At 62.0% G+C, this 23,809-nt stretch carries 16 protein-coding genes and 1 riboswitch; of the genes, 11 read left to right on the top strand and 5 right to left on the bottom strand.

Annotation, left to right across the window (positions count from 1 at the left end; genetic code table 11):
- The 9 genes from FHX03_RS28625 to FHX03_RS28585 all read left to right on the top strand — a co-directional run.
- On the top strand, nt 1–1,518 hold a 1,518-nt coding region (locus FHX03_RS28625; RefSeq protein ID WP_183856554.1), incomplete at its 5' end, for a DUF4082 domain-containing protein.
- 94 nt (nt 1,519–1,612) lie between these two features.
- A complete protein-coding gene (locus FHX03_RS28620) occupies nt 1,613–2,797 on the top strand; it encodes a GTP-binding protein (RefSeq protein ID WP_097627969.1) in 1,185 nt (394 codons plus the stop codon).
- A 206-nt stretch (nt 2,798–3,003) separates the two neighbouring features.
- Nucleotides 3,004–8,343: a DUF4082 domain-containing protein gene (locus FHX03_RS28615; RefSeq protein ID WP_183856552.1), complete on the top strand. Its 5,340-nt coding sequence runs from the start codon at nt 3,004–3,006 to the stop codon at nt 8,341–8,343.
- A 49-nt stretch (nt 8,344–8,392) separates the two neighbouring features.
- Nucleotides 8,393–9,625, top strand: coding sequence for a GTP-binding protein (locus tag FHX03_RS28610; protein ID WP_097627953.1), 1,233 nt, complete (start codon nt 8,393–8,395; stop codon nt 9,623–9,625).
- A 65-nt stretch (nt 9,626–9,690) separates the two neighbouring features.
- Nucleotides 9,691–9,993: a hypothetical protein gene (locus tag FHX03_RS28605; protein WP_097627952.1), complete on the top strand. Its 303-nt coding sequence runs from the start codon at nt 9,691–9,693 to the stop codon at nt 9,991–9,993.
- A gap of 43 nt (nt 9,994–10,036) precedes the next feature.
- The gene (locus FHX03_RS28600; RefSeq protein ID WP_097627951.1) at nt 10,037–12,181 is read left to right on the top strand and encodes a peptidase domain-containing ABC transporter; all 2,145 of its coding nucleotides are present in this window, start codon (nt 10,037–10,039) and stop codon (nt 12,179–12,181) included.
- Nucleotides 12,178–13,617 (top strand): HlyD family type I secretion periplasmic adaptor subunit, encoded by a 1,440-nt coding sequence (locus FHX03_RS28595; RefSeq protein ID WP_183856550.1) that lies wholly within the window; start codon nt 12,178–12,180, stop codon nt 13,615–13,617. The genes FHX03_RS28600 and FHX03_RS28595 overlap by 4 nt, the downstream gene beginning before the upstream one ends.
- 503 nt (nt 13,618–14,120) lie before the next feature.
- Nucleotides 14,121–14,873: a DUF6030 family protein gene (locus FHX03_RS28590; RefSeq protein ID WP_246699302.1), complete on the top strand. Its 753-nt coding sequence runs from the start codon at nt 14,121–14,123 to the stop codon at nt 14,871–14,873.
- Nucleotides 14,874–15,044: 171 nt separating this feature from the next.
- A complete protein-coding gene (locus FHX03_RS28585; protein WP_183781297.1) occupies nt 15,045–15,941 on the top strand; it encodes a GGDEF domain-containing protein in 897 nt (298 codons plus the stop codon).
- Between the two features lie 124 nt (nt 15,942–16,065).
- On the opposite strand, the gene FHX03_RS28580 is transcribed toward FHX03_RS28585, so the two are convergent.
- From FHX03_RS28580 to thiC, 4 genes are read right to left on the bottom strand one after another with little or no spacing between them, the layout of a single operon-like run.
- On the bottom strand, nt 16,066–16,839 hold the full coding sequence (locus FHX03_RS28580) for a thiazole synthase (protein ID WP_097627947.1): 774 nt from the start codon (nt 16,837–16,839) through the stop codon (nt 16,066–16,068).
- A 2-nt stretch (nt 16,840–16,841) separates the two neighbouring features.
- Nucleotides 16,842–17,039 (bottom strand): sulfur carrier protein ThiS, encoded by a 198-nt coding sequence (gene thiS / locus FHX03_RS28575; RefSeq protein ID WP_097627946.1) that lies wholly within the window; start codon nt 17,037–17,039, stop codon nt 16,842–16,844.
- Complete coding sequence (gene thiO / locus FHX03_RS28570) at nt 17,030–18,010, bottom strand: glycine oxidase ThiO (protein ID WP_131711324.1); 981 nt, start codon at nt 18,008–18,010, stop codon at nt 17,030–17,032. The genes thiS and thiO overlap by 10 nt, the downstream gene beginning before the upstream one ends.
- Nucleotide 18,011: 1 nt before the next feature.
- The gene (gene thiC, locus FHX03_RS28565) at nt 18,012–19,838 is read right to left on the bottom strand and encodes a phosphomethylpyrimidine synthase ThiC (protein ID WP_097627944.1); all 1,827 of its coding nucleotides are present in this window, start codon (nt 19,836–19,838) and stop codon (nt 18,012–18,014) included.
- A 93-nt stretch (nt 19,839–19,931) separates the two neighbouring features.
- Nucleotides 19,932–20,062: riboswitch (TPP riboswitch) on the bottom strand.
- Between the two features lie 135 nt (nt 20,063–20,197).
- Here thiC and FHX03_RS28560 point away from each other — a divergent pair.
- Complete coding sequence (locus tag FHX03_RS28560; protein WP_183856549.1) at nt 20,198–20,644, top strand: GNAT family N-acetyltransferase; 447 nt, start codon at nt 20,198–20,200, stop codon at nt 20,642–20,644.
- A gap of 111 nt (nt 20,645–20,755) precedes the next feature.
- Here the strand turns inward: FHX03_RS28560 and FHX03_RS28555 are convergent, their stop codons facing one another.
- Nucleotides 20,756–21,823 carry an ABC transporter ATP-binding protein gene (locus FHX03_RS28555; RefSeq protein ID WP_097627942.1) on the bottom strand — a complete coding sequence of 356 codons (1,068 nt, stop codon included), beginning with the start codon at nt 21,821–21,823 and terminating at the stop codon, nt 20,756–20,758.
- Between the two features lie 336 nt (nt 21,824–22,159).
- Between FHX03_RS28555 and FHX03_RS28550 the strand changes: the two genes are divergently transcribed.
- Nucleotides 22,160–23,803: an extracellular solute-binding protein gene (locus FHX03_RS28550; RefSeq protein ID WP_183781283.1), complete on the top strand. Its 1,644-nt coding sequence runs from the start codon at nt 22,160–22,162 to the stop codon at nt 23,801–23,803.
- The last annotated feature ends 6 nt before the right edge of the window (nt 23,804–23,809 follow it).

Below are 23,809 nucleotides of genomic sequence, written 5' to 3'. Positions count from 1 at the left end.
GCCACGGCCAATCTCACCGTCACCATCCATGGCGCCAACGATGCGCCGGTGCTGGCTGTCCAGACGGCGGCCCAGAACGCCACCGTCGGCTCCGCCTTCTCCTTCGTGGTGCCGACGACGACCTTCACCGATGTCGACAGCGGCGAGACGCTGACCTATTCGGCAACGGCAGCCGATGGCACGGCATTGCCTTCCTGGCTCTCCTTCAATGCCTCGACCCGGACCTTCTCCGGCACGCCGACGGCAGGCGGCACTTACGGCGTCAAGGTGACGGCAACCGATATCGGCGGCCTCGCCGCCAACGAGACCTTCAACATTGCCGTATCGGTTCCCGGCAACACGACGCCGACGGCGGTCGCCGATGCGGGCGATGCGACCGAGAAGGGCGGCGTGGCCAACGGTTCGGGCGGCGCAGTCGCGAGCGGCAACGTGCTGACCAACGATACCGATCCGGATTCTGGTGACACCAAGACCGTCACGGCAGTGGTCTTCGGCGCGACGTCGGGCACGCTCGGCTCAGCACTCGCCGGCACCTATGGCAGTCTGGTGCTCAACGCATCGGGCGCCTATACTTATGCCGTCAACGAGGCCAATACCGCCGTCCAGGGGCTGCGCCTGTCGACCAACACGCTGAGCGAAGTCTTCAGCTACACGATGCGCGACACCGCCGGCGCCACCGCCACGGCCAATCTCACCGTCACCATCCATGGCGCCAACGATGCGCCGGTGCTGGCTGTCCAGACGGCGGCCCAGAACGCCACCGTCGGCTCCGCCTTCTCCTTCGTGGTGCCGACGACGACCTTCACCGATGTCGACAGCGGTGAGACGCTGACCTATTCGGCAACGGCCGCCGATGGCACGGCATTGCCTTCCTGGCTCTCCTTCAATGCCACGACGCGCACCTTCTCCGGTACGCCGACGACCGCTGGCACCTACGGCGTCAAGGTGACGGCGACGGACCTTGGCGGCCTTGCCGCCAACGAGAACTTCAATATCGCCGCCTCGACGGCGCCCGTGACCTACAGTCTGTTCAACGCCTCCAGCACGCCGACCCAGACCAATCTCAACGATGGTCAGCAGCTTGAGCTTGGCGTCAAGTTCCAGTCGAACGTTGCCGGCGACATTACCGGCATCAAGTTCTACCGCAGCGCCAACGACAACGGCCAGAACGTTGTCGACCTGTGGACCACGACGGGCACCAAGCTCGCCACCGCCACCTTTGCCGGCACCACCGGCAGCGGCTGGCAGACGGTCAACTTCTCAACCCCCGTCACGATCGCCGCCAATACCAACTATATTGCGTCTTATCACACGACCGGCGCTTACGTGGCGACTGACGCCTTCTTCGCCAGTGCCGTCACCAACGGTCCTTTGACGGCCCAATCAAGCGCGGTCGCCGGCGGCAACGGTGTTTATGCCTATGGCGGATCCGCCACCACAGGTCTCTTCCCGACCAGCTCCTACGATTCTGCGAATTACTATGCCGACGTGGTCTTCCGCCCGCAGCTCGCCGGATGAAGCAAAGCATGGACCGGTTTTCGAATGAGGCTAACACGACGCACATACTGGCCGCGGCGAAGGCGCTGCGACCGACCGCCCTCAAGGAATGCCGATGAACAGGATTGAGCGGCTCCCGGTAACCGTGCTGGCCGGCTTCCTCGGCGCCGGCAAGACGACGCTCCTCAGTCACATCCTCAACAACCGTCAGGGGCTGCGGGTCGCTGTCATCGTCAACGATATGAGCGAAGTGAATATAGACGCCAGTCTCATTCAACACGGCGGCTGCAACCTGTCGCATACAACCGAGACATTGATCGAGCTCAGCAACGGCTGCATATGCTGCACCCTGCGCAACGACCTCCTGACGGAAGTACGACGGCTGGCCGAAGAGCAGCGATACGACTATCTGTTGATCGAAGGCACCGGCATTGCCGAGCCACGCCCCATTGCGGCAACCTTTTCCTTCCGCGACGAGAACGGCGTCTCGCTCGCCGACTTTGCCAGGCTCGATACAATGGTCACCGTGGTCGACGCTGCAAACCTGTTGGCCGACTACAGCAGTGCCGATCTGCTGGCCGACCGCGGCCTGCAGCGCGACGGTGAAGACCGGCGCACACTTATCGACCTGCTGGTCGATCAGATCGAGTTTGCCGATGTCGTCGTGATCAACAAGATCTCGGACGCGACCGACGAGGTCCGAGCAGAGGTGAGCAAGATCGTAACGTCTCTCAACCCGGATGCGCTCCAGCTGGAGACGGATTTCGGCAAGATTTCTCTTTCAACCGTCCTCGATACAGGCCTCTTCGACGAAGCAAAGGCGGCTGCGCATCCCCTGTGGCACAAGGAATTGTACAGCCCGGATGAGCATGTTCCGGAAACGGAGGAATATGGCGTTTCGAGCTTTGTCTATCGTACCAGACGTCCCTTCGATCCCACGCGGTTTCGGGCATTCCTGGACGAGCCCTGGCCGGGGGTCCTGCGCGCCAAGGGCCATTTCTGGCTTGCCACGCGCCCGCGTCATGTGGGGCTGATGTCGGCTGCCGGGATCCAACGGCGCTGCGAACCCATGGGACTTTGGTGGGCAGCCGTGCCCCGGCAGGACTGGCCGAGCCATCAGCAGTTTCGCCAGCATCTCGAGAGCCGGTGGGACAGCGCTTGGGGCGACCGTCGGCAGGAACTGGTTTTTATCGGCGTTGATATGGACGAGACGGGTGTGCGGACCGCGCTGGACGGGTGCCTCGCCAGCGCCGATCCGCGCGACTGGGCTAGCCTCGAAGATCCGTTTCCGGCCTGGTAGCGGCGCAGGACAACGCTCGAGTTGACCGGCTAGGCCAGCCGGACCGAACCAGAATTCCTTTTCAAGCGTCAGGCATTTGCCAGGAGCCGTCGGCAACTTTGGGGCCTTGTCGTCCGGTATGGGGTGAGGGTCATCACATTGGAGTAGGAGCTACCTCCCACATACCCCGGATTGCTGTCGTACGTTCCCTTCGCAAAGGTGCCAGAATGAACATCTTGCTACAGCGGTCGAAGGGCCGGCCGATGCGGAAGGGGACGCCGCTGATGCGGAGAATTCATGTCAGTAATCGTGAGTACCTGTGTACATTTGGTGGAGCGTTGAGTGTCCTTCGTGCATCCTCTGCCTGGAGCGCAGTCCTTGCCTCCGCGACAGTTGTGTCGTCGAGGAGCACGGACGGCGCTCCGAGCTTTGCCAATCAGGGCAGCGCAACCGTCCAATCCTCCTTCACCGGCACGGTCGCATCTTCCCTGATATCCTCCGGCGACATGCAATCGTCCCCGGCATCGTCGACGGCGATGCCGGCCCCTGCTGCCGACGGCGGCGCGCAGGACACGTCCACGAAGACGGCGTCGGCTGCGACGGTCTTCCAGACGCCGTCCTCGACATCTGAGCGCACCGTGCTTGGCCCGGATCCGGCCGAGGAGGCGGCGACACTGCCTGCCGCCCCCGCGCTTACGGGTGTTGCCAGCGATGTCGATACCGGCAGCGCCAAGACGGTGGCGCCGGTCAGTTCTTCCACCAGTGTCGGCACGGCTTCGTTGCGCCTTCAGGCCTCGATCGCATCCATCTCGGTGGAGCCGAGCCAGGACGCTTCCGCTGAGACGACCGCCGCCCCGACAGCGCTGGTGGCGCCGGCGGCTGCAGCGGCAGCAGTGACGCCCAACAAGATCGCGCTCGAAAACCTGAAGCAGGGAAACCCGATCAGCGAGTGGGGTCTGGAGGGCGATGGCGGCGGTACCATCCAGGGCTTCGCCACCGAAATCAGTACCAATATCGGCCAGACCGTCGATTTCAAGATCGCCACGGATTCCACCCATTACCGCATCGACATCTACCGCATGGGCTATTACGGCGGCGCCGGCGCGCGCAAGGTCGACTCGATCGAGCAGCAGCTGACCACGGCGCAGATCCAGCCGCATCCGATCGTCGACATGTCGCTCGGCCTCATCGATTGCGGCAACTGGTCGGTTTCGGCGAGCTGGCAAATTCCTAGTGACGCCGTCTCCGGCGTCTACTTCGCCAAGCTGGTGCGCGAGGATGGGACCGAGGATGCAAGCATCATCCCCTTCGTCGTGCGCGACGATGCCTCGACCAGCGATATCGTCTTCCAGACATCGGACACGACCTGGCAGGCCTATAATGCCTGGGGCGGCGCCAGCCTGTATTACGGCGAAGTGCCTGTCGATCCGGCCGCCATGATCGGCTACCTGCCGCCGAACTGCAGCTGCGGCCTGACCGCCATCGGCCGCGCCTCGGCCGTCAGCTACAACAGGCCGATCATCACCAATACGAGCCCGATCGGCGGCTCGCACGATTACATCTTCGGCGTCGAATCCTCCGCCATTTCATGGCTGGAGCAGAACGGCTACGACGTTTCCTATATATCCGGCGTCGATGCGGCGCGCAGCGGCACGCTGCTGCTCAACCACGATGCTTATCTCTCTGTCGGCCATGACGAATACTGGTCTGCCGAACAGCGCGCCAATGTCGAGGCTGCCCGCGATGCCGGCGTCGACCTCGCTTTCTGGAGCGGCAACGAGTGCTACTGGAAGGTCCGCTGGGAAAGCAGCATCGACGGCAGCGGCCAGGCCTATCGCACCATGGTCTGCTACAAGGAAACCTGGGGCACGAGCACCGATCCGAGCAATATCGGCACCGGAACCTGGCGCGATCCGCGCTATGCCGATGCCGGTCAGGAGCCGGAAAATTCGCTGACCGGCACGATGTTCCAAGTGGACAGCTACCGCCAGGACACGATCTCCATCCCCTACGATTATTCCAACCTGCGCTTCTGGCGCAACACGGATGTCGCCGAGCTGCAGGAGGGTGATACCTACAATCTGGTGCAGAACCTGCTCGGCTACGAATGGGATTCCGACGTCGAGAACGGCTTTCGCCCGGATGGGCTGATCAACCTGTCGCTCTCCTCCATCGCCGTGAGCACCTATCTGCGCGATTACGGCACGACGGTCGGTGATGCGGTGGCGACCCATAGCCTCACCATGTACCGGGCGGAAAGCGGCGCGCTGGTCTTCGGCGCCGGCACCGTCTTCTGGTCCTGGGGGCTGAGTGACAATCATCAGGGCCCGGCCACGTCGACCGATCGCAACGTCCAGCAGGCGATGGTCAACATGTTCGCGGACATGGGCATCCAGCCGACGACGCTGGATGCGAGCCTGATTCTAGCCACACAATCGACCGACACCCTGAAGCCGACCTCGTCGATCTCGTCACCGATCGTCGGCGCAAGTTTTATCGAAGGGCAGCACGTAACGATCACCGGCACGGCGCAGGATTTCGGCGGCGGCATCATTGCTGGCGTGGAGGTCTCGACCGATGGCGGCCAGCACTGGTTCAAGGCCACCGGCCGCGAGAGCTGGAGCTATAACTGGGTCGTCCAGGCAAGCGGCACCTATACGGTCCTGTCGCGCGCCGTCGACGACAGCGTCAACATGGAGGCGCCATCGGCCGGCAAGCAGGTCACCGTCACCCTGCCGGGCACGCAGGGCCTCTGGACCTTGGCGGAGAAGCCCACTGTCGAAATGGCGATCGATCCCAACTCCGTCGAGCTCGGCCTGCGCTTCCAGGCGACGACGGCAGGCTATGTGGAAGGCATCCGCTTCTACAAGGGCTTCCACGATATCGGCGACCATGTCGTCAGCCTCTGGCGAGCCGACGGAACCTTGCTGGCAACGGGTGTTTCGGTCGGCGAGTCGCTCTCCGGTTGGCAAACGGTGATCTTCTCCAGTCCGATCCAGATTGCGGCGGGCACGACCTATGTGGCCTCCTATCACACCAACGGCTTCTATTCCGCCACCGATAATTATTTCGGCAGCACCTATGCCAGCGGCGCGCTGAAGGCCGTCGACGGCGGCGGCGTCTACGCCTATGGCGACAATGCCGGCACATTCCCCGGCCAGAGCCCCGGCACGGGCACCAACTACTGGGTCGACGTGGTCTTCGATGCCGGCCCCAACAGCGCGCCGGTTGCGACCGACGATACCGGGCTGGCCATCACCCGCAACAACAGCGTCGTCATCTCGATCACCTCGCTCATCGGAAACGATACGGATCCCAACGGCGATGCGATGACGATTTCGGCCGTCGGCAATGCCGTCAACGGCACGGTGACGCTCAACAAGCAGAACGGCACCGTCATCTTCACGCCGACCAACGATTATTCGGGCCCCGCAAGCTTCACCTATACGCTGTCGGACGGGCGCGGCGGCACGGATCAGGGCAGCGTCAGCCTCACCGTGAACCCGGGCCCTACCGGCGAAACACTGTTTACATCAAGCGAAGGGCCGACGGGCGCAAGCTTCAACGACGGTCAGTCGCTGGAACTCGGGATGAGGTTCGTCGCTTCGTCCGGCGGCATGATTTCCGGCATCCGCTACTACAGGGTGGTCGGCGATACTGGCGCCCATACCGGCTCTCTCTGGTCGGCCGACGGCACGCTGGTCGCGACCGTCACCTTCGCCGACAGCGGATCTGTGAGCGGCTGGCAGACCGCGACATTCGCCAACCCTGTGCATATCGCCGCCGGCACGACCTATGTCGCCTCCTACCACACGACAGGCTCCTATGTGGCGACATCGGGCTATTTCACCTCAGCCCATACCAACGGCGCGCTGACGGCGCTTGCCGGCAGCAACGGTGTCTTTGCCGAGGGCACCGGTTTCCCGACTTCCAGCTACCAGTCGTCGAATTACTGGGTGGATGTCCTCTACAACCAGACAAGCAACGTGCTGCCGGTCGCCGCCAATGACAATGGCTACTCGACCTATTCCAACACCGCGCTGGCGATTGCCGCAGGCAGCCTGCTTGCAAACGACACCGATGCCGATGGCGATCCGCTCAGCATCACCGGCGTCAATGGTGCGGTCAACGGAACGGTGACCTTCAACAGCCAGACCAAGTCCGTCACTTTCACGCCGACGGCGGGTTATACGGGTGCGGCAAGCTTTTCCTATTCAATCTCGGATGGGTTTGGCGGAACAGCCTCGGCCACGGTCAGCCTCACTGTCGGCACGCCGCCCGGCGGAGGCACGACGTCAAGCCTGTTTACCGGTGCGGATACGTCGGGGGTTGCCGTCGCCAATGACACCAACTCGGTCGAACTCGGCGTCAAGTTCATCGCGTCCGCCAGCGGCCAGATCACCGGGCTCATCTATTACAGGAGCGCTCAGGATACCGGCACGCATGTCGGCTCGCTCTGGACCGCGAGCGGCCAGCTTCTGGCCCAGGCGACCTTCATCAACGAGACGGCGAGTGGCTGGCAGACGGTTACCTTCACCCAGCCGATCAACGTGACGGGCGGCACCACCTATGTGGCGAGCTACCATTCGAACGGCTTCTATTCGGCAACGGCGAACTACTTCACGACGGACCATACGAATGGTGCGCTGACGGCTCCGTCGAGTACGACGAGCGGCGGCAACGGCCTTTATGCCTATGGCTCGGGCAGCCTGTTTCCGACGGCATCCTACAATGCGAGCAACTACTGGGTCGACGTCGTCTATCAGCAGGGCGGTGCGCAGAATGCGGTTCCGGTCGCCGCCAATGACAGCGGCTTTACGACCAATACCGGCACGCCGATCACCATCCAGGCCTCGGCGCTGCTCTCAAACGACAGCGATGGCGATGGCGATCCGCTCACGATCACTGGGGTCAGCACCGCGGTCAACGGCTCGGTCGCCTGGAACGCCCAGGCCCAGACGGCGACCTTCACGCCGACGGCAGGCTATTCGGGACCAGCAAGCTTCAGCTACACGATCTCGGACGGCAAGGGCGGCACGGCCTCGGCGCAGGTGGCGCTTACCATCAGCAATGGGACGGCCGGTCCGGAGCAGAATCTCTTTGCCGCCAACGCGACGCCTTCGGTCGTCTCGGTCAACGACAACCAGCAGGTCAATCTCGGCATGAAATTCCAGGCCGATACGTCAGGCTGGATCACCGGCATCCGCTTTTACAAGGGTGCCGATAATACAGGCTCGCATAACGGCTATCTCTGGACCGCCTCGGGCACGCTGCTCGGCAGCGTCACCTTCAACAACGAGACGGCGAGCGGCTGGCAGACTGCGCAGCTCACCCAGCAGATCGCCATCCAGGCGGATACGACCTACGTCGTCTCCTACTCGACCAACGGCAATTATTCGGCGACCGGCAATTACTTTGCCAGCGACGTGACGAACGGTGATCTCAAGGCGCTCGGCGGCAGCAACGGCGTCTATGCTTATGGGGCGGGCGGGTTGTTCCCGACAGCCAGCTATAACAGCACGAACTACTATGTGGATGTGGCCTTCAAACCACAGCTCGCGGCGTAAAGCCCGCGAGGATGTAAGGCCGGGCATGCTGTAAAGAGTGAGAGTATCGATGATGGGTGCAGACAACAGATTGCCAGTAACGGTTCTCGCCGGGTTTCTCGGCGCCGGCAAGACGACTGTCCTCAATCATGTCCTGAGCAATCGGGAGGGCCGCCGGGTTGCCGTCATCGTCAACGATATGAGCGAGGTCAACATCGATGCGGAGCTCGTGCGCGAGGGGGGAGCAGATCTCTCGCGCACCGACGAGACGCTGGTAGAGCTCACCAACGGCTGCATCTGTTGCACCCTGCGCGACGATCTCCTGAGCGAAGTCCGCCGGCTCGCAGCCGCCGGCCGTTTCGACTATCTGCTGATCGAGGGCACCGGCATTGCCGAGCCCCTGCCTGTTGCAGCCACCTTCTCCTTCCGCGACGAGAGCGGGGCGGCCCTCTGCGATGTGGCGCGTCTCGATACGATGGTCTGCGTCGTCGATGCGGTCAATCTCCTCGCCGACTACCAGAGCGCCGAGTTCCTAGCCGATCGCGGCGAAAGGCGTGACGGGCATGATGACCGCAAGCTCGTGGAACTGCTCGTCGAGCAGATTGAATTTTCCGATGTCGTCATCATCAACAAGGCAGGCGACGTGCCGTGCGCCGACCTTGCCGAGGTTCGCCGGGTCGTCGCGGCGCTCAATCCGGGGGCGCAGGTCGTCGAGGCGGTCTTCGGCCAGGTGCCGCTTGGCGCGATCCTGGATACCGGCCTCTTCAGCGAGGCGAAGGCCGCCCGTCATCCGCTCTGGCACAAGGAACTCTTCGGCTGGGGCGATCACGTGCCGGAGACCGAGGAATACGGCATAAGAAGCTTCGTCTATCGCAGCCGCCGGCCCTTCCACCCCCTTAGGCTCAAGGATTTCCTAGACCGGAAATGGGCGGGCCTCATCCGCGCAAAGGGTCATTTCTGGCTGGCGACGAGGCCTGATGAAATCGGCCTTCTGTCGATTGCCGGCTCCCAGTGCCGCATCGAAACCAGGGGCTACTGGTGGGCCTCGGTGCCGCGGGTACAATGGCCGCGCTTTCCGCAGTTCCGCCAGCTCATCGACCGGCATTGGGATGATGTCTGGGGCGACCGCCGCCAGGAGCTGGTCTTCATCGGTTCCGGCTTCGACGAGGAAGCGATCCGCGCGGCTCTCGGTTATTGCCTGATCGGCGAGGAGACGGGTTTCGATCCGCAGACCGCCGTCGGCATTCGCGATCCGTTTCCGGCTTGGCAGCACGGACATATCCCTGCGTATTCAAATAGTTAGAGTGTCATATGGAACGTAAAGCGCCTTAAGTGAAGACGTATTGATTATCAACGGAGGAGAGAACAATGAGCAACGAACTTTACGCAGACGGCATCGGCGAAATCACCATTACGGGAACGATCGTGCGCATCGACCTGATGTCGCTTTCGGCAACCGATCGCGACGATAACAACAACCCGAAGCCGGTCTTCCGCCAGCGCATCATCATGCCTGTCGATGCTTTCGCCAACGCGGTCGATCTGATGCAGAAGGCGCTCGGTGGGTTGGTCGAGGCGGGTGCGGTCCGTCGTATCGGCGATATGTCGGCGGCGGCGGCGACCGATATCCAGCAGGCCGGCGCGTCGAACGCTTCGCCGAACTTCAACTGAAAAAACGAATATTGACTCGGTCTCGTATTGTTTCGGGTGGGCCATGACTGGTTTTCTGCATACCAACCTGCACTGTCTGGCGCTCGTCGCGCGTCATCATGGCGTCGATCTCGCGCCTGAAAGATTGCAGCATGATTATGCCGTCGGCAACGATCCGGTTGCCGTGCGGCAGTTGCTGCGCATGGCCAAGGATGCCGGTCTCAGAGCCCGGCATCTGACGCTCGACTGGCGATCGCTGTTTCAACTGGGCGAGGCCTTTCCGGCGTTGGCGGAACTGACGAACGGCAATTGGGTGGTCATCGCTGGCGCTGTCGGGAGCGGCGAGGATGAGAGAATTCGCGTTCTCGATCCGCTCGCGTCACGCGCCGAAGTGATGATGCTGAGCGAAGAGCAATTCGCCAAGGCCTGGCTCGGATCTGTCGTCCTGCTGAAGCGCAATTATCGCATGTCCGATGAGGACCGGCCGTTCGGCTTCCGCTGGTTCGTCCCCGAAATCATCAAGCAGCGCAGCTTCTTCCGCGATGTCGCGCTCGCAGCGTTCGTGCTTTACGGCCTGGGGCTGACGACGCCGATCTTCTTTCAGCTCGTCATCGACAAGGTGCTGGTGCATCAGAGCTATGCGACGCTGACGGTTCTGACGGCGGGCATTGCGATCGCACTCGTCTTCGATGCGACCTTCACCTTCCTGCGGCGCTATCTGTTGCTCTACGCGACGAACCGGATCGATATCCGCGTCGCGACACGCACCTTCGGCCATCTGCTGAATCTGCCGATCGCGCTCTTCGAGCAGGCTTCGGCCGGCGTCCTCGTCAAGCATATGCAGCAGACGGGGCGCATCCGCGAATTCCTGACCGGGCGGCTGTTCCTCACACTTCTGGACGGTGTTTCCCTGCTGGTCTTCGTGCCGATCCTGCTTCTCTACAGCGTCAAGCTGACGCTGGTTGTGCTGGGTTTTGCAGCGCTTGTCGGGCTGGTGGTGATGATGCTCGTCGGGCCGTTCCAGCGCCGCCTGCAGGCGCTTTACCAGGCGGAAGGCGACCGTCAGGCCTTGCTGGTGGAAACCGTGCACGGCATGCGCACCGTCAAATCGCTGGCGCTGGAGCCGCGCCAGCGCAAGGTCTGGGACGACTATTCGGCGCAATCGATATCCGTGCGGTTCCGGGTCGACAAGATCTCGACCATCGCCCAAGCGATGACCGGGCTGCTGGAGAAGCTAATGAGTGTCGCGATCATCGGCCTCGGTGCGCTAGACGTCTTCAGCGGCGCGATGACCATCGGAGCGCTTGTCGCCTTCAACATGCTCGCGGGCCGTGTCTCCGGCCCGCTCGTCCAGATCGTTACCATGGCGCATGAATATCAGGAAGTGGCGCTCTCCGTGCGCATGCTCGGTGAGATCATGAACCAGCGGCCGGAGCAGGCAGGCCGCGGGCGTGGCGTGCGACCGCATTTGCAGGGCCGCATCGAATTCGACAGGGTCTCCTTCCGCTACGCTCCGGACAGCGCGCCGGCGCTCGACAATGTCTCCTTCGCCGTTCCGGCGGGCTGCGTCTTCGGCGTGGTCGGCAAGAGCGGCTCGGGGAAGACGACGATCACAAGGCTCATCCAGGGGCTCTATCAGAGCCAGGAAGGGCTGGTGCGCATGGACGGCTATGACAGCCGCGAGATCGACCTTGTGCACTTAAGAACCAGCATCGGCGTCGTGCTGCAGGATAACTTCCTGTTTCGCGGCTCGGTTCGCGAGAATATCGCCGCCGCCAAGCCCGATGCGAGCATCGAGGAGATCATGGAGGTCGCCCGCATCGCCGGCGCCGAGGAGTTCATCGAGCGTCTGCCGCGCGGCTTCGACACGATGCTGGAGGAAAATGGCTCCAACCTCTCCGGTGGCCAGAAGCAGCGGTTGGCCATCGCTCGCGCGCTGATCACCGATCCGAAGCTGTTGATTTTCGACGAGGCGACGAGCGCGCTCGATCCCGACAGCGAGGCGATCATCCGCGAGAATCTGAGCCGCATCGCTGCCGGCCGCACCGTCATCATCGTCTCGCACCGGCTTTCGACGCTCGTCGATGCCGATGCCATTCTCGTCGTCGATCGCGGCAAGGTCGCCGATATCGGCCGGCACGATCAGCTCGTATCGCGCTGCATGACCTATCGCCACCTGTGGGCCCAGCAAATGAGGCAGGTCGCATGAACGCGCACGCCAGAAAACCCAGTGAAAACCTGCCGGTCCCTTCAGACAAGGGCGCCTCGGAGAAGGCTCCTGATAAGGGAAGGGCACTAACTGCCCGCCCGCCGCTGCCGCCGGCAATTGCCGAATTCCAGTCCGATGCTGTCGAGCTCGAGGAACGCGCCCCGCCGCGGGTGGCGCGCATGACGCTTTACTGCGTAACGGCGCTGCTTGCCGCAGCGATCACCTGGGCCTCGGTCTCCTCGATCGATGAGGTGGTGATTGCGCCAGGCAAGCTCGTCACCACCCAGCCGACCATCGTCGTACAGCCGCTCGAAACCTCGATCATCCGCACGATCGAGGTGAAGGCCGGCGAGGTCGTGCATACCGGTCAGACGCTCGCGACCCTCGACGCCACCTTCAGCCAGGCCGATGTCGACCAGCAGCAGGCGAAATTCTCCGCACTCGATGCCCAGGTAAGGCGCATCGAGGCCGAGCTTGCCGGCGACGACTATACGAAGATGGCAGGAGATACGCCCGACCAGATGTTGCAGGCGCAGCTCTTTGGCCAGCGACGGGCCTTTTACGTGGCGCAGTTGCAGAATTTCGATCAGCAGATCGCCGGCCAATCCGCCGCTCTTGTGGCGAGCAAAAACCAGGAGGCGGTGCTCAATGACAGGCGTGATGGGCTCTCTCAGATCGAAGCAGCGCGGGAAAGGCTCTATGACAACCAGAGCGGTTCGCTGATCACGCTGCTCGGCTCCCGCGACGCCCGCCTCGACGTCGAATCCGATCTAACTGCCGTCCGCGGCCGGGCCGACGAGGCCGCCCACTCCTTTGCCAAGCTCCGAGCCGACCGCCAAGCCTTTATCGAGGACTTCCGCCGCGCCGCAATGGAGCAACTGGTGGAACTGCGCGGCCAGCGCGACATGGCCGACGAGGAACTGAAAAAGATGAAGCTGCGCCGCAACATGGTGGCGCTGACCGCACCCGCCGACGCCGTCGTGCTGGATCTCGCCCAGCGCTCCATCGGGTCTGTGGTGCGCGAAGCCGAACCGATCGTTACCCTGGTGCCGATCAACGTGCCGCTCGAAGCCGAAGTTTCGATCAACACCCGCGACATCGGCCGGGTGGCCGTCGGCAAGGAAGCGCGTATCAAGCTCGACGCCTATCCCTTCCAGAAATACGGCACGGCCTCCGGCAACGTTCGCACCATCAGCGAGGACACGTTCCTGACCGGCCAGCAGGATCAAACCACCACCCCCAGCCAGTCGGCTGCTCCCTTCTTCAAAGCCCGCGTCCTGCTCGCCGACACCAGGCTGAATGCGTCGGACGTGCCGGTGCGGCTGCTTCCCGGCATGACCGTGTCCACGGAGATTAAGGTCGGCAAGCGCACAGTGATCTCCTATTTCCTGTATCCGTTGCTGCGGGGCCTGGATAACGCAATACGCGAACCGTAGGCGGATCGGTCTGCCGCGAACGCGATACCGAGTGTATGAAGATCAATGGGCGGCTGACAATGCGGTTGTCGCGAAGCGGTCTGATGTAGGTGTCCTGAGGCGGCCAATGCGCTCTTCCCGCCAATTTTGAGGGGGTGAATGCCGTCCCGCAGGCTTGCTGCTTGACGCTCCACAGAGGCGACCTCACACTCAAAAGTGTCGAAGGTGAGTCGGACAGACTGTACCGTTTTGCACATGCGTTGCTCACCTCAGAAAGAGCCGCCAGCAGGGGCATTGGCTGACGCGCCGACCGACAGCGGCTGGTTGCAAACGGGATCGAGCTTGATTGGGTTCAAACTCGCATCCGCTCCGATTTTGTTTGTGAGGTCGCCGTGGATAAAACGTTATCAGCAGTCGATCCTCCTCCCGACATCCCCTATCGGCGTTGGAATTCCAGATTGCGGAGCCGCGGCCTCTGGCTGCTTTGGTCGATACTTTTGATATCCGGTTTGCTTTTTGCAGGCATGGTTGTCTTTTACCGTGAACTCCACGACCTCGACGATCCGGTGGGGCTCTCTGACGATCGAGCTCTCGACACGGCTGTCCAATCAGTGCCCATAGCCGTCGGCCCCGACACGGCGGCTCTTTCTCCTCTCCCGCCGATGTCTATATCGCTGACGCTGATCGAGGTCCCGAAGCCGGAATGGGCAAGTCAATTTCTGCGGATGTGGCGCGTTTCGGGCCCGAATATGTGCGGTGCTCTTCGAGGGGCCGGCATCGAGATGAGCGACTGGAAAGCCGCATCGATGCGCAATCGCAGTTATGAATGTTATTTTCAGCGCATCTACGAACGGGACGAGGTGCGTCCCCTCAGTTCCACCTTCGTCAAGGTTCGTGGAAATGAAACCGGCGATGTTGTCGATATCCGCGCCAAGATCATTGGGCCGGCGACAGACGCGAAGGGGCACCTCGCCCCGGCCGTCCTGCGCATTTTCGAGATCATCGTGAAGCAGGCGTGCTGGCGCGATTTCGAGGATACTCTTGCGTCGATCCAAAACCTTCGAAATGTCGAATACGAGCGATTCGGCTCCTATCTCAGCTTCACGCGCGAAGCCGGCAGCGAAAATAACTTCAATTTTGTCCTTGGTCTGAAGGCGACGTCAGATTCGCAGGTGAGGACGAAGACGTATTTTTCCCCAGAGCGGTGGCTAGCCACAACAGATCCGCGTCTCACGGACAGCTTGGGCACGTCACTATCGGCCAGTTGCGCCCAATGACGGCGGGGCGATATCTGCAACATCCACTTGGAGCCAGCGCTTATCGGGATATCTCTGGTGCCCGCCAGGCATTCAGAGGCCGATAACCGACTTAGGGGCCTTTGTCTCACGAGACTTTTCACGTAGAAATGGCGCGGTATGCATGGTTGCGGTAACCAGACGGGATCCAATATGGACGAGATCGCTGAACAGCTTCTGCAGCTCTCCGCGAACACCTCGACGCTCATGGCGGTCTATGACTCTAGCGACCGGCTGCGCTACGCCAACCTTGCGTTCCGGTCGGCGTATTTCATCGAGCGGGACGAGACCCCGCTTTGGCCGGACCTCATGCGACGCAATTTCGAACGCGGTCAGGGCACTGTCATTCACGCAAAAAATTTCGACGAGTGGCTGCGCTCGACGCAGTCCCGCCGGGGGAAAATCGGCTACCGGGCGTTCGAAACAGACCTGATGGACGGCCGCTGGCTCTGGATGACCGAGTCTGTCCAGAAAAACGGCTGGATGCTGTGCGTTGCAAGCGATATCACAACCCTGCGTGCCGAGGAGAGAAGTGTCCGGCAGGACCGCGACTTTGCGGTCAAGGCTTCGCAGACCGATGAGCTGACCGGGGTTGCAAACCGGAGATTCGTCATGGCGCGGATAGAGGACATGCTTGTTGCCGCCAAAGACGGTAGCGAGGGATGCCTTGCCGTGCTCGACATCGACAACTTCAAGCACATCAACGACAGGCTCGGCCATCACGCCGGTGATCTCGTGCTGAAGGACTTTGCGCAACGAATCCACCAGCATGTCCGGCGCAACGACTGTTTCGGTCGCGTCGGAGGAGAAGAGTTTGTTTTGGCGATGCCGGACACGGCTTTGGAGGACGCCGTCGAGATCATCGAAAACATGTTGACGATGATCCGGTTTTCCCGCCCGCTGACGGAATCCCCCGATTTTGCCTACACCTGTTCGGCAGGCGTTGCAGCCTCCCTCAGTGAGGATACTGCGGCTGAACTCTATAGACGCGCCGATCAAGCACTATACGCCGCCAAACTTGGCGGCCGCGATCGGGTCCGCGCTGCTTGAAACTGTCACTGCATCCAAGCACACCGGTCGCCACGCGTGGTCTGGCCCGTAATCCGTTCGAAGTATATCGCAGACCCAACCGATGAGCGTCGGCTGTGCGAAGATCAAGCAGAAACCGTCGACTTCATGCAAACACCGCCTTTCCGATCACGGGCGTCGAAGGAACGGCCATGTCGCGCGGCTCCAGCATGCCGGCGCCGAATGCCTGCCTGCCGGCATCGATTGCCTTGGCAAAGGCCTCCGCCATTGCGGCGGGGTCGCCGGCGCCGGCAACCGCGGTGTTCAGCAGCACGCCATCGAAGCCGAGCTCCATGACGATAGCAGCATGTGAAGGCCGGCCGATGCCGGCATCCACGATGAGCGGTACGTCGGGAAAATGCGCCCGCATCGATCGAAGGGCTGAAAGGTTTTGTGGTCCCGCCGCAGATCCGATCGGCGCGCACCAGGGCATCAGCACCCGGCATCCGGCGTCGATCAGACGCTCGGCAACGACCAGGTCGTCCGTCGTATACGGAAAGACCTGAAAGCCTTCGCCGGTCAGAATGCCGGCCGCTTCCACGAGCGCGAAAACATCCGGCTGCAGCGTGTCGTGATTGCCGATCACCTCCAGCTTGATCCAATCGGTGCGAAACACTTCGCGGGCCATCTTCGCCGTCAGCACCGCCTCGGACACGCCGTGGCAGCCGGCCGTGTTGGGAAGAACGTGAACGCCGAGTGCACGGATCATGTCGAAGAAAGCGCCGCCATTGCGCCCTCCGGCCATTTCGCGGCGCAGCGATACGGTGACGATCTCCGTTTTAGAGCGCGTGATGGCTTCGGCGAGGATGGCGGGTGAGGGGTAACGGGCGGTGCCGAGAAGAAGGCGTGATGCGATTTGACGTCCGTAAAGATTAAGCATGCTCAGCCTCCCTGCATCGGGGTCAGGATTTCGATCCGGTCATAATCGTTCAGCATATGCTCGCCGCGATCCTCGCGATGGACCAGTTCGCCATTGACGGCGGTCGCCAGCCAGTCGCCTTCGTAGTCGAGCGCGGCCAGAAGCTGCAAAAGCGTTGTGGCGGCGGTTGTCTGGGCTTCGCCATTGATGATCAGTTGCATTGGGTGTTCCTTTGCTTCGGCTGTTGGGAAAAAACGAGATCGGCAGCCTCGGCCGCCATGGTCGGCGCCAGCAGAAAGCCGTGGCGATAGAGGCCATTGAAAACGACGGCCTTCCCCTCCCGCAGGACGCGTGGAAGATTGTCGGGCAGGGCAGGGCGAATGCCGGCGCCGGTCTCGACGACGGCGGCGTCGGCAAAGGCCGGGTGCAGCGCATAGGCCGTGTTCAGCAATTCCATCAGCGAACGTGCGGTGATCGGGCCGTCGGAATCGGTCTCGATCATCGTTGCGCCGATCATGAACAACCCGTTGCTGCGCGGGACGATATAGACGGGGAAGCGCGGATGCAGCAGGCGGACGGGCCGGGCAAGGGTGACCTCTTCGGTATGGAGATAGAGCATTTCACCCCGCACGCCGCGCAGATCGCGCTCTTGCCCGATGCGGGCGGCACCTGTGCAGTCGACGATATCGGAGAAATCGTCATCGCTCACATCTACGCCGGTAAAGGTGACGCCGTTTGCCGTCAGTTGCTCTTTCAGCCCGTGCAGCGCCTGGCGAGGGTTCAGATGCGCCTCACCGGGGAAGAACAGACCGTGCCTGAAACGGGCGGCGAGCATGGGCTCCAGGGCGGCGATATCGTCCTCTTCAACCCATTGATAACCGGTCGTGCGGCTGGCAAATCGCTTCAGCTCGCCATGGTCGCGCGTCGAGGCAACGACCAGCGTGCCGTTGCGGACGACCTTGCCGGGCAGGATCGCTTCCCAGCGATCGGCGGCATCGAGGCCGCGCGTCAGCACTGCCTCATCGGCGCTTTCCCGCTCGCACCAGGGCGCCAGCATGCCGCCGGCGAGCCAGGACGCGGCATGGGCGAAATTCGGATGCGGGTCGAAGACCGTGACATCGGCACCGCGGGCATGCAGCTCGCGGGCGACGGTGAGGCCGGCGACGCCGGCGCCTTTGACAAGCACGCGCATGTCAGTCCGCCCCGTGCGCGGAGGTCTCGATCGGCATATAGAGATCGCCGCCCTCCCGGTATTTCGCCGCCATCGCGTCCAGCCCCTCCTTCTGCGCTTCAGCGCGGATGTCATGCGATATGCGCATCGAGCAGAATTTCGGGCCGCACATCGAACAGAAATGCGCCACCTTGTGCGCTTCCTTCGGAAGCGTCTCATCGTGGAAGGAGCGGGCCGTCTCCGGGTCGAGGGAGAGGTTGAACTGGTCTTCCCAGCGGAATTCGAAACGTGCCCGCGACAGCGCATCGTCGCGAAGGCGCGCCGCGGGATGGCCCTTGGCAAGGTCGGCCGCATGGGCGGCGATCTTATAGGTGATGACGCCGGTCTTGACGTCGCTGCGGTCGGGCAGGCCGAGATGCTCCTTCGGGGTGACGTAGCAGAGCATGGCCGTGCCGAACCAGCCGATCATCGCCGCGCCGATGCCGGAGGTGATGTGGTCGTAGCCGGGGGCGATATCGGTGGTCAGCGGCCCCAGCGTGTAGAAGGGCGCCTCGCCGCAGACGGCGAGTTGCTTGTCCATGTTTTCCTTGATCTTGTGCATCGGCACATGGCCGGGCCCCTCGATCATCACCTGGCAATCCCTGGCCCAGGCGATCTTCGTCAGTTCGCCGAGCGTTTCGAGTTCGGCAAATTGGGCCGCATCATTGGCATCGGCGATCGAGCCGGGGCGAAGGCCGTCGCCGAGCGAGAAGGAGACGTCATAGGCCCGGCAAATCTCGCAGATCTCCTCGAAATGCTCGTAGAGGAAGTTTTCGCGGTGATGATGCAGACACCACTTGGCCATGATCGAGCCACCACGCGAGACGATGCCGGTGACGCGGTTGACGGTGAGCGGAATGTAACGCAGCCGCACGCCGGCATGGATGGTGAAATAGTCAACGCCCTGTTCGGCCTGCTCGATCAGCGTATCGCGATAGATTTCCCAGCTAAGATCCTCGGCGATGCCGCCGACCTTCTCCAGCGCCTGATAAAGCGGCACCGTGCCGATCGGCAGCGGCGAATTGCGGATGATCCATTCGCGGATATTGTGGATGTTGCGCCCGGTCGACAGATCCATGACCGTATCGGCGCCCCAGCGGGCGGCCCAGACCATCTTCTCGACTTCTTCAGCCATCGACGAGGTGACGGCGGAGTTGCCGATATTGGCGTTGATCTTCACCAGAAAATTGCGGCCGATGATCATCGGTTCGCTTTCGGGGTGGTTGATGTTGGCGGGGATGATCGCCCGGCCGGCGGCGACTTCCCGGCGGACGAATTCCGGCGTCACATGATCGGGAATATCGGCGCCGAAGCTCTCGCCGTCACGCACCAGCACTTCAGCCTTGGCCTTGCGGCCGAGATTCTCGCGAATGGCGACGAACTCCATCTCCGGCGTAATGATGCCGGCCCGTGCGTAGGCGAGCTGGGTGACGGCTTTGCCGTCCTTGGCGCGCAGCGGCCGGCGCCGCCCCGGAAATTCCGGCGTCAGCCGGTCGCCGCTGACAAAGCCGTTGTCCTCGGGGCGGACATGGCGGCCGTCATAGGCTTCGACGTCGCCGCGGGCCAGCACCCAGTCGCGGCGCAGTGGAGACAGGCCCTGCTCGATGCGGATCTCCGCACCTTCGATCGTGTAGGGGCCGGAGGAATCATAGACGATGACAGGCGGCTCGCCGGCAGTCGGATGGACACTGATTTCGCGCATCGGCACGCGGATATCGCCATGAATATCTCCTGGAATATGGATCTTCCGCGATGCCGGCAACGGGCCGGTGGTGACGGTCAGGGTGAGGTTCTTTGCGGCAATGGTCATGGTTTGAGGCTCCAAGTTGTAAGTTGGAGACCCAGTCAATCAGCCGGAATGATGGAAAGACACCGGCACGGATTCCACGCGTGAATCCAAAGCCTTCGAGCGCTTGCACCGTCCCTACGCCAGTATGAACTGGATCAGGTTCAACGGGTCACTGCGCCACAACAGGCAAAGCCTCATTGTCCAGCAGTATCTCAGCCCCTTGCGGGACCCCCCTGGTGAATACCGACAGTCGTAAAGCGCGGTCGCTGGTTGTGTCAAGCTTACAGCTTTGTCGTTTCCGTAGATCGTCCGGCTCGGAGCCTGTTGCGTTACGGATCGAACTGCGGCAAATGTCAATTCACTCAACGTCAGGTGGATTTATGTCGTTTCGGATTAAACGTCTTACGCTAAAACATCTCAATGACGCCGCCACTGTGCTGGTCAGCGCCTATTCGGGACCTCCGTGGAACGAGAATTGGTCGCTTGAAGCGGCGGCTGAAAATGTAAACACCGTGCTTGGAACGCCGAAATCCATTGCGCTTGCGGCCTTTGACGGAGGCAAGGTGCTGGGGATCGCGTTGGGCATACGACAGCGGCGCCATGCCGGTCCGGTCGTTTATCTTGACGAGTTGTCGGTGCTGCCTGAAGCCCAAGGTGCGGGAATAGGGACTGCGCTGCTATCAGCAGTTTTCGAAACAGCAAAGGCCGAGGGATGCAGCAGCGTCTGGTTGGTCTCACAGCGAGAAGGGGCGTTGTCGAAATTTTATCAGGGTTGCGGGTTCGCCCTCGGCAACAACCTTGGTCTCTACTCCAAATCGAGTGCGTAGCGGCCGCGTCTGCGGTGGCCAGCCATAGCCGAGGCCGAGCGGAAGAATTCGAGGTCCGTCAGCCCGATCTTCACTTTGAACCTATCTCGGCGGCTTTTGAAGCGATACCGCTCAATCCGGTCGTAATGTCTTGCCGGATGCCGCATCGAAAAGATGAAGCTTTCCTGGCCGAGCGGCGATCGTCGCGACCTGCCCCGGTTTAAACTCGTGACGGTCGGACAGCACCGCGACAAGCTCGCCGGTCCCGTAGCGCAGGAAAACCATCGTCTCATGGCCGGTAGGTTCGGTGACGCTGACGGTCGTGTCGAGGCCGCTTGGGCTGAGCGACAGGTGCTCGGGCCGCACGCCGAGAAGCACGGCCTGCCCTTCGGACGCCTGCGGGTTAAAACCGAGCGCGATCTCGTCGCCGGTCTCGGTGACGAAGATCGCACCATCGGCCTTGTAGCGGCCTTTCAGCAGATTCATCGACGGTGAGCCGATAAAGGCCGCAACGAATGTATTGCGGGGACGATCGTAGAGTTCCAGCGGCGTGCCAATCTGTTCGACCTTTCCGCCCTGCATGACCACGATCTTGTCGGCCATGGTCATCGCTTCGACCTGATCGTGGGTGACATAGATCGTCGTGGTTCTCAGTCGCTGGTGCAGTTCCTTGATCTCCTTGCGCATCTGCACGCGCAGCTTGGCGTCGAGGTTCGACAAGGGCTCGTCGAACAGGAAAACCTGCGGTGACCGGACGATGGCGCGTCCCATCGCCACGCGCTGGCGCTGGCCGCCCGAAAGCTGGCGCGGATAGCGGTCGAGATAGGGCACGAGGTCAAGCGTTTCGGCCGCCGCCTGCAGCCGCTGCTTGATGATATCGGCAGGCTGTTTCTGCAGACGGAGCGCAAAGACCATGTTTTCGGCAACGGTTTTGTGCGGATAGAGCGCATAGCTCTGAAAGACCATGGCGATGTCGCGATCCTTCGGCGGCAGATTGTTGACGACCTTTCCGCCGATCGAGATGGTGCCGCCGGTGATGCTTTCGAGCCCCGCGACCATGCGCAGCAATGTCGATTTGCCGCAACCGGACGGGCCGACGAGCACCACAAATTCACCGTCGCGAATGTCGATATCAACGCCATGCAGGATATTTACGGCGCCATAGGCCTTGCGCGCCTCCGAAATATTGACCTCAGCCATGTGCCTCCCCACTCGCTTTCCAGCTCCCCCGGCGGTTCCGGGAGATATGCATCTCTCGACAAAATCCAAGGCATGAGGCTTGGCGAAACGCACCCTGCCGCTGCTCGTACATGCTGTCAGACCTCCTCCATGAAACGTTTCATTTCATGTTGACTTTTGCCGCTTGCCGTCTAATTCTCGCTGGCGAGGCCGAGAGGAGCGGTTTCGAACATCAATATGAAACGTTTCATTTTTTTGTTTACCAGATCGTTCTGCATGAGACCAGTGCGAAAATCGGACCGGAGCCAATCCGGAAAGACGGGCTGGCGGCAGCGCAAAAACGTGGAGGAGGAAAGTATGAAAGTCGAAATATACGATGCATTGATGCGCCGTCAGGCAAGTCGCCGCGACGTCCTGCGCGGAACTGCGAGTGCTGCGGCTCTGCTCGGTCTATCGGGCGCGATGGGCGGAATTCCCGGCATGGCGATTGCCGCCGCCGACGATCTGCGCGCCCAGATCCTGCAGATCCCGGGCGTCGGCAAGGGCTCGCCGACGGATGCGGACTGGCAGAAGGTCGGCGAACTCTGCCTCGGTCCGACCAAGGCCAACGTCAAGCAGGGCGAATTTGCCGGTGTCGAGCTGACCTTCATGGGGCTCAACAATCAAAACCTGCACAACTTCCTGTTCCGCGGCTTCCTGAAGCCCTGGGAGGCTTATACCGGCGCCAAGATCAACTGGATCGACCTTGCGCAAGCCGACTACAATGCCCGCCTTCAGCAGTCGATCGCGACCGGCACGGTCGATTTCGACATTCTGGAAATGGGCGCTCCGTTCGAAGGCGATACTGCCGGACGCGGACTGCTGGACGAGATGCCGGACTGGGCTGCAAAGCAGATCGAGGCCGACGACCTGGTGAGTTACCTGAAGCCGCCGGTCGGCACCTGGGGCGGCAAGACCTATCGCGTCACGATCGACGGCGACTGCCACACCTTCGCCTATCGCAAGGATTACTTCGGAGAGGGCTCCATCAGCGGGATGGCCGAGCCGCCGAAGACCTGGCAGGAGGTCAACGCGGCCTCCAAGGCGCTGATCGGCAAGACCGATCCTCTGACCGGCCAGCCGGCCTATGGCTATCTCGACCCGCTGAAGGGCTGGGGTGGTTTCGGCTTCTATTTCATCGAGAACCGCGCGACGGCCTATGCCAAATATCCCGGCGATCCGGCCTGGCTGTTCGATCCCGAAAACATGAAGCCGCTGGTCAATAACCCCGCATGGGTCCAGGCGATCCAGGACGTCCTGGATCTGATCGCGGCCAAGGCCTATCCGGCCGATCAGATCAATGCCGACCCCGGCACCACGGCCTTCTCGCAGTTCCTGGCGGGCACCGGCGCCATGCTGATGTGGTGGGGCGACGTCGGGTCCGGCGCGCGCACTTCGGACTCGTCGGTCGTCGGCGATGTGGTCGGCTTCGGCATCAACCGCGGCTCCAACCGGGTTTACAACCGTAAGACCGGGCAGTGGGAAGACAAGTATAACGAAGCGCCCAATATGGCCTATCTCGGCTGGGGCATCTATGTCACCAAGCAGGTCTCCGGCGACGAGAAGAAGCGAAAGGCGGCCTGGTCCGCCGCCGCCCATCTTGGCGGCAAGGATCTGTCCTTGTGGACGTCGGCCTATCCCTCCGGTTTCCAGCCTTACCGCCAGTCCAACTTCAACTACGACGAATGGGAAAAGGCAGGTTACGACCGCGCCTATATCGAGGACTACCTGGGTTCGAACGCGGACAGCTACAACCACCCGAACGCCGCCATCGAACCGCGCATTCCCGGTATCTTCCAATATTATTCCGTCGCCGAGGACGAATTGGCTAAGGGCTTTGCCGGACAGTACAAGTCGGCGCAGGAGACCGCGGATGCGATTGCGGCCGCCTGGGAAAAGATCACCGACCAGATCGGCCGCGACAGCCAGCTGAAACTCTATCGGGCGAGCCTCGGGCTCTGATCGTTT

Origin of the sequence: Rhizobium sp. BK456 (genome assembly GCF_014194045.1) — a bacterium.
In the GTDB taxonomy this organism is placed as follows: domain Bacteria; phylum Pseudomonadota; class Alphaproteobacteria; order Rhizobiales; family Rhizobiaceae; genus Rhizobium; species Rhizobium redzepovicii.
Note: the sequence above shows the minus strand (reverse complement) of the source record. Positions and strands in the feature narration are given on the sequence as shown.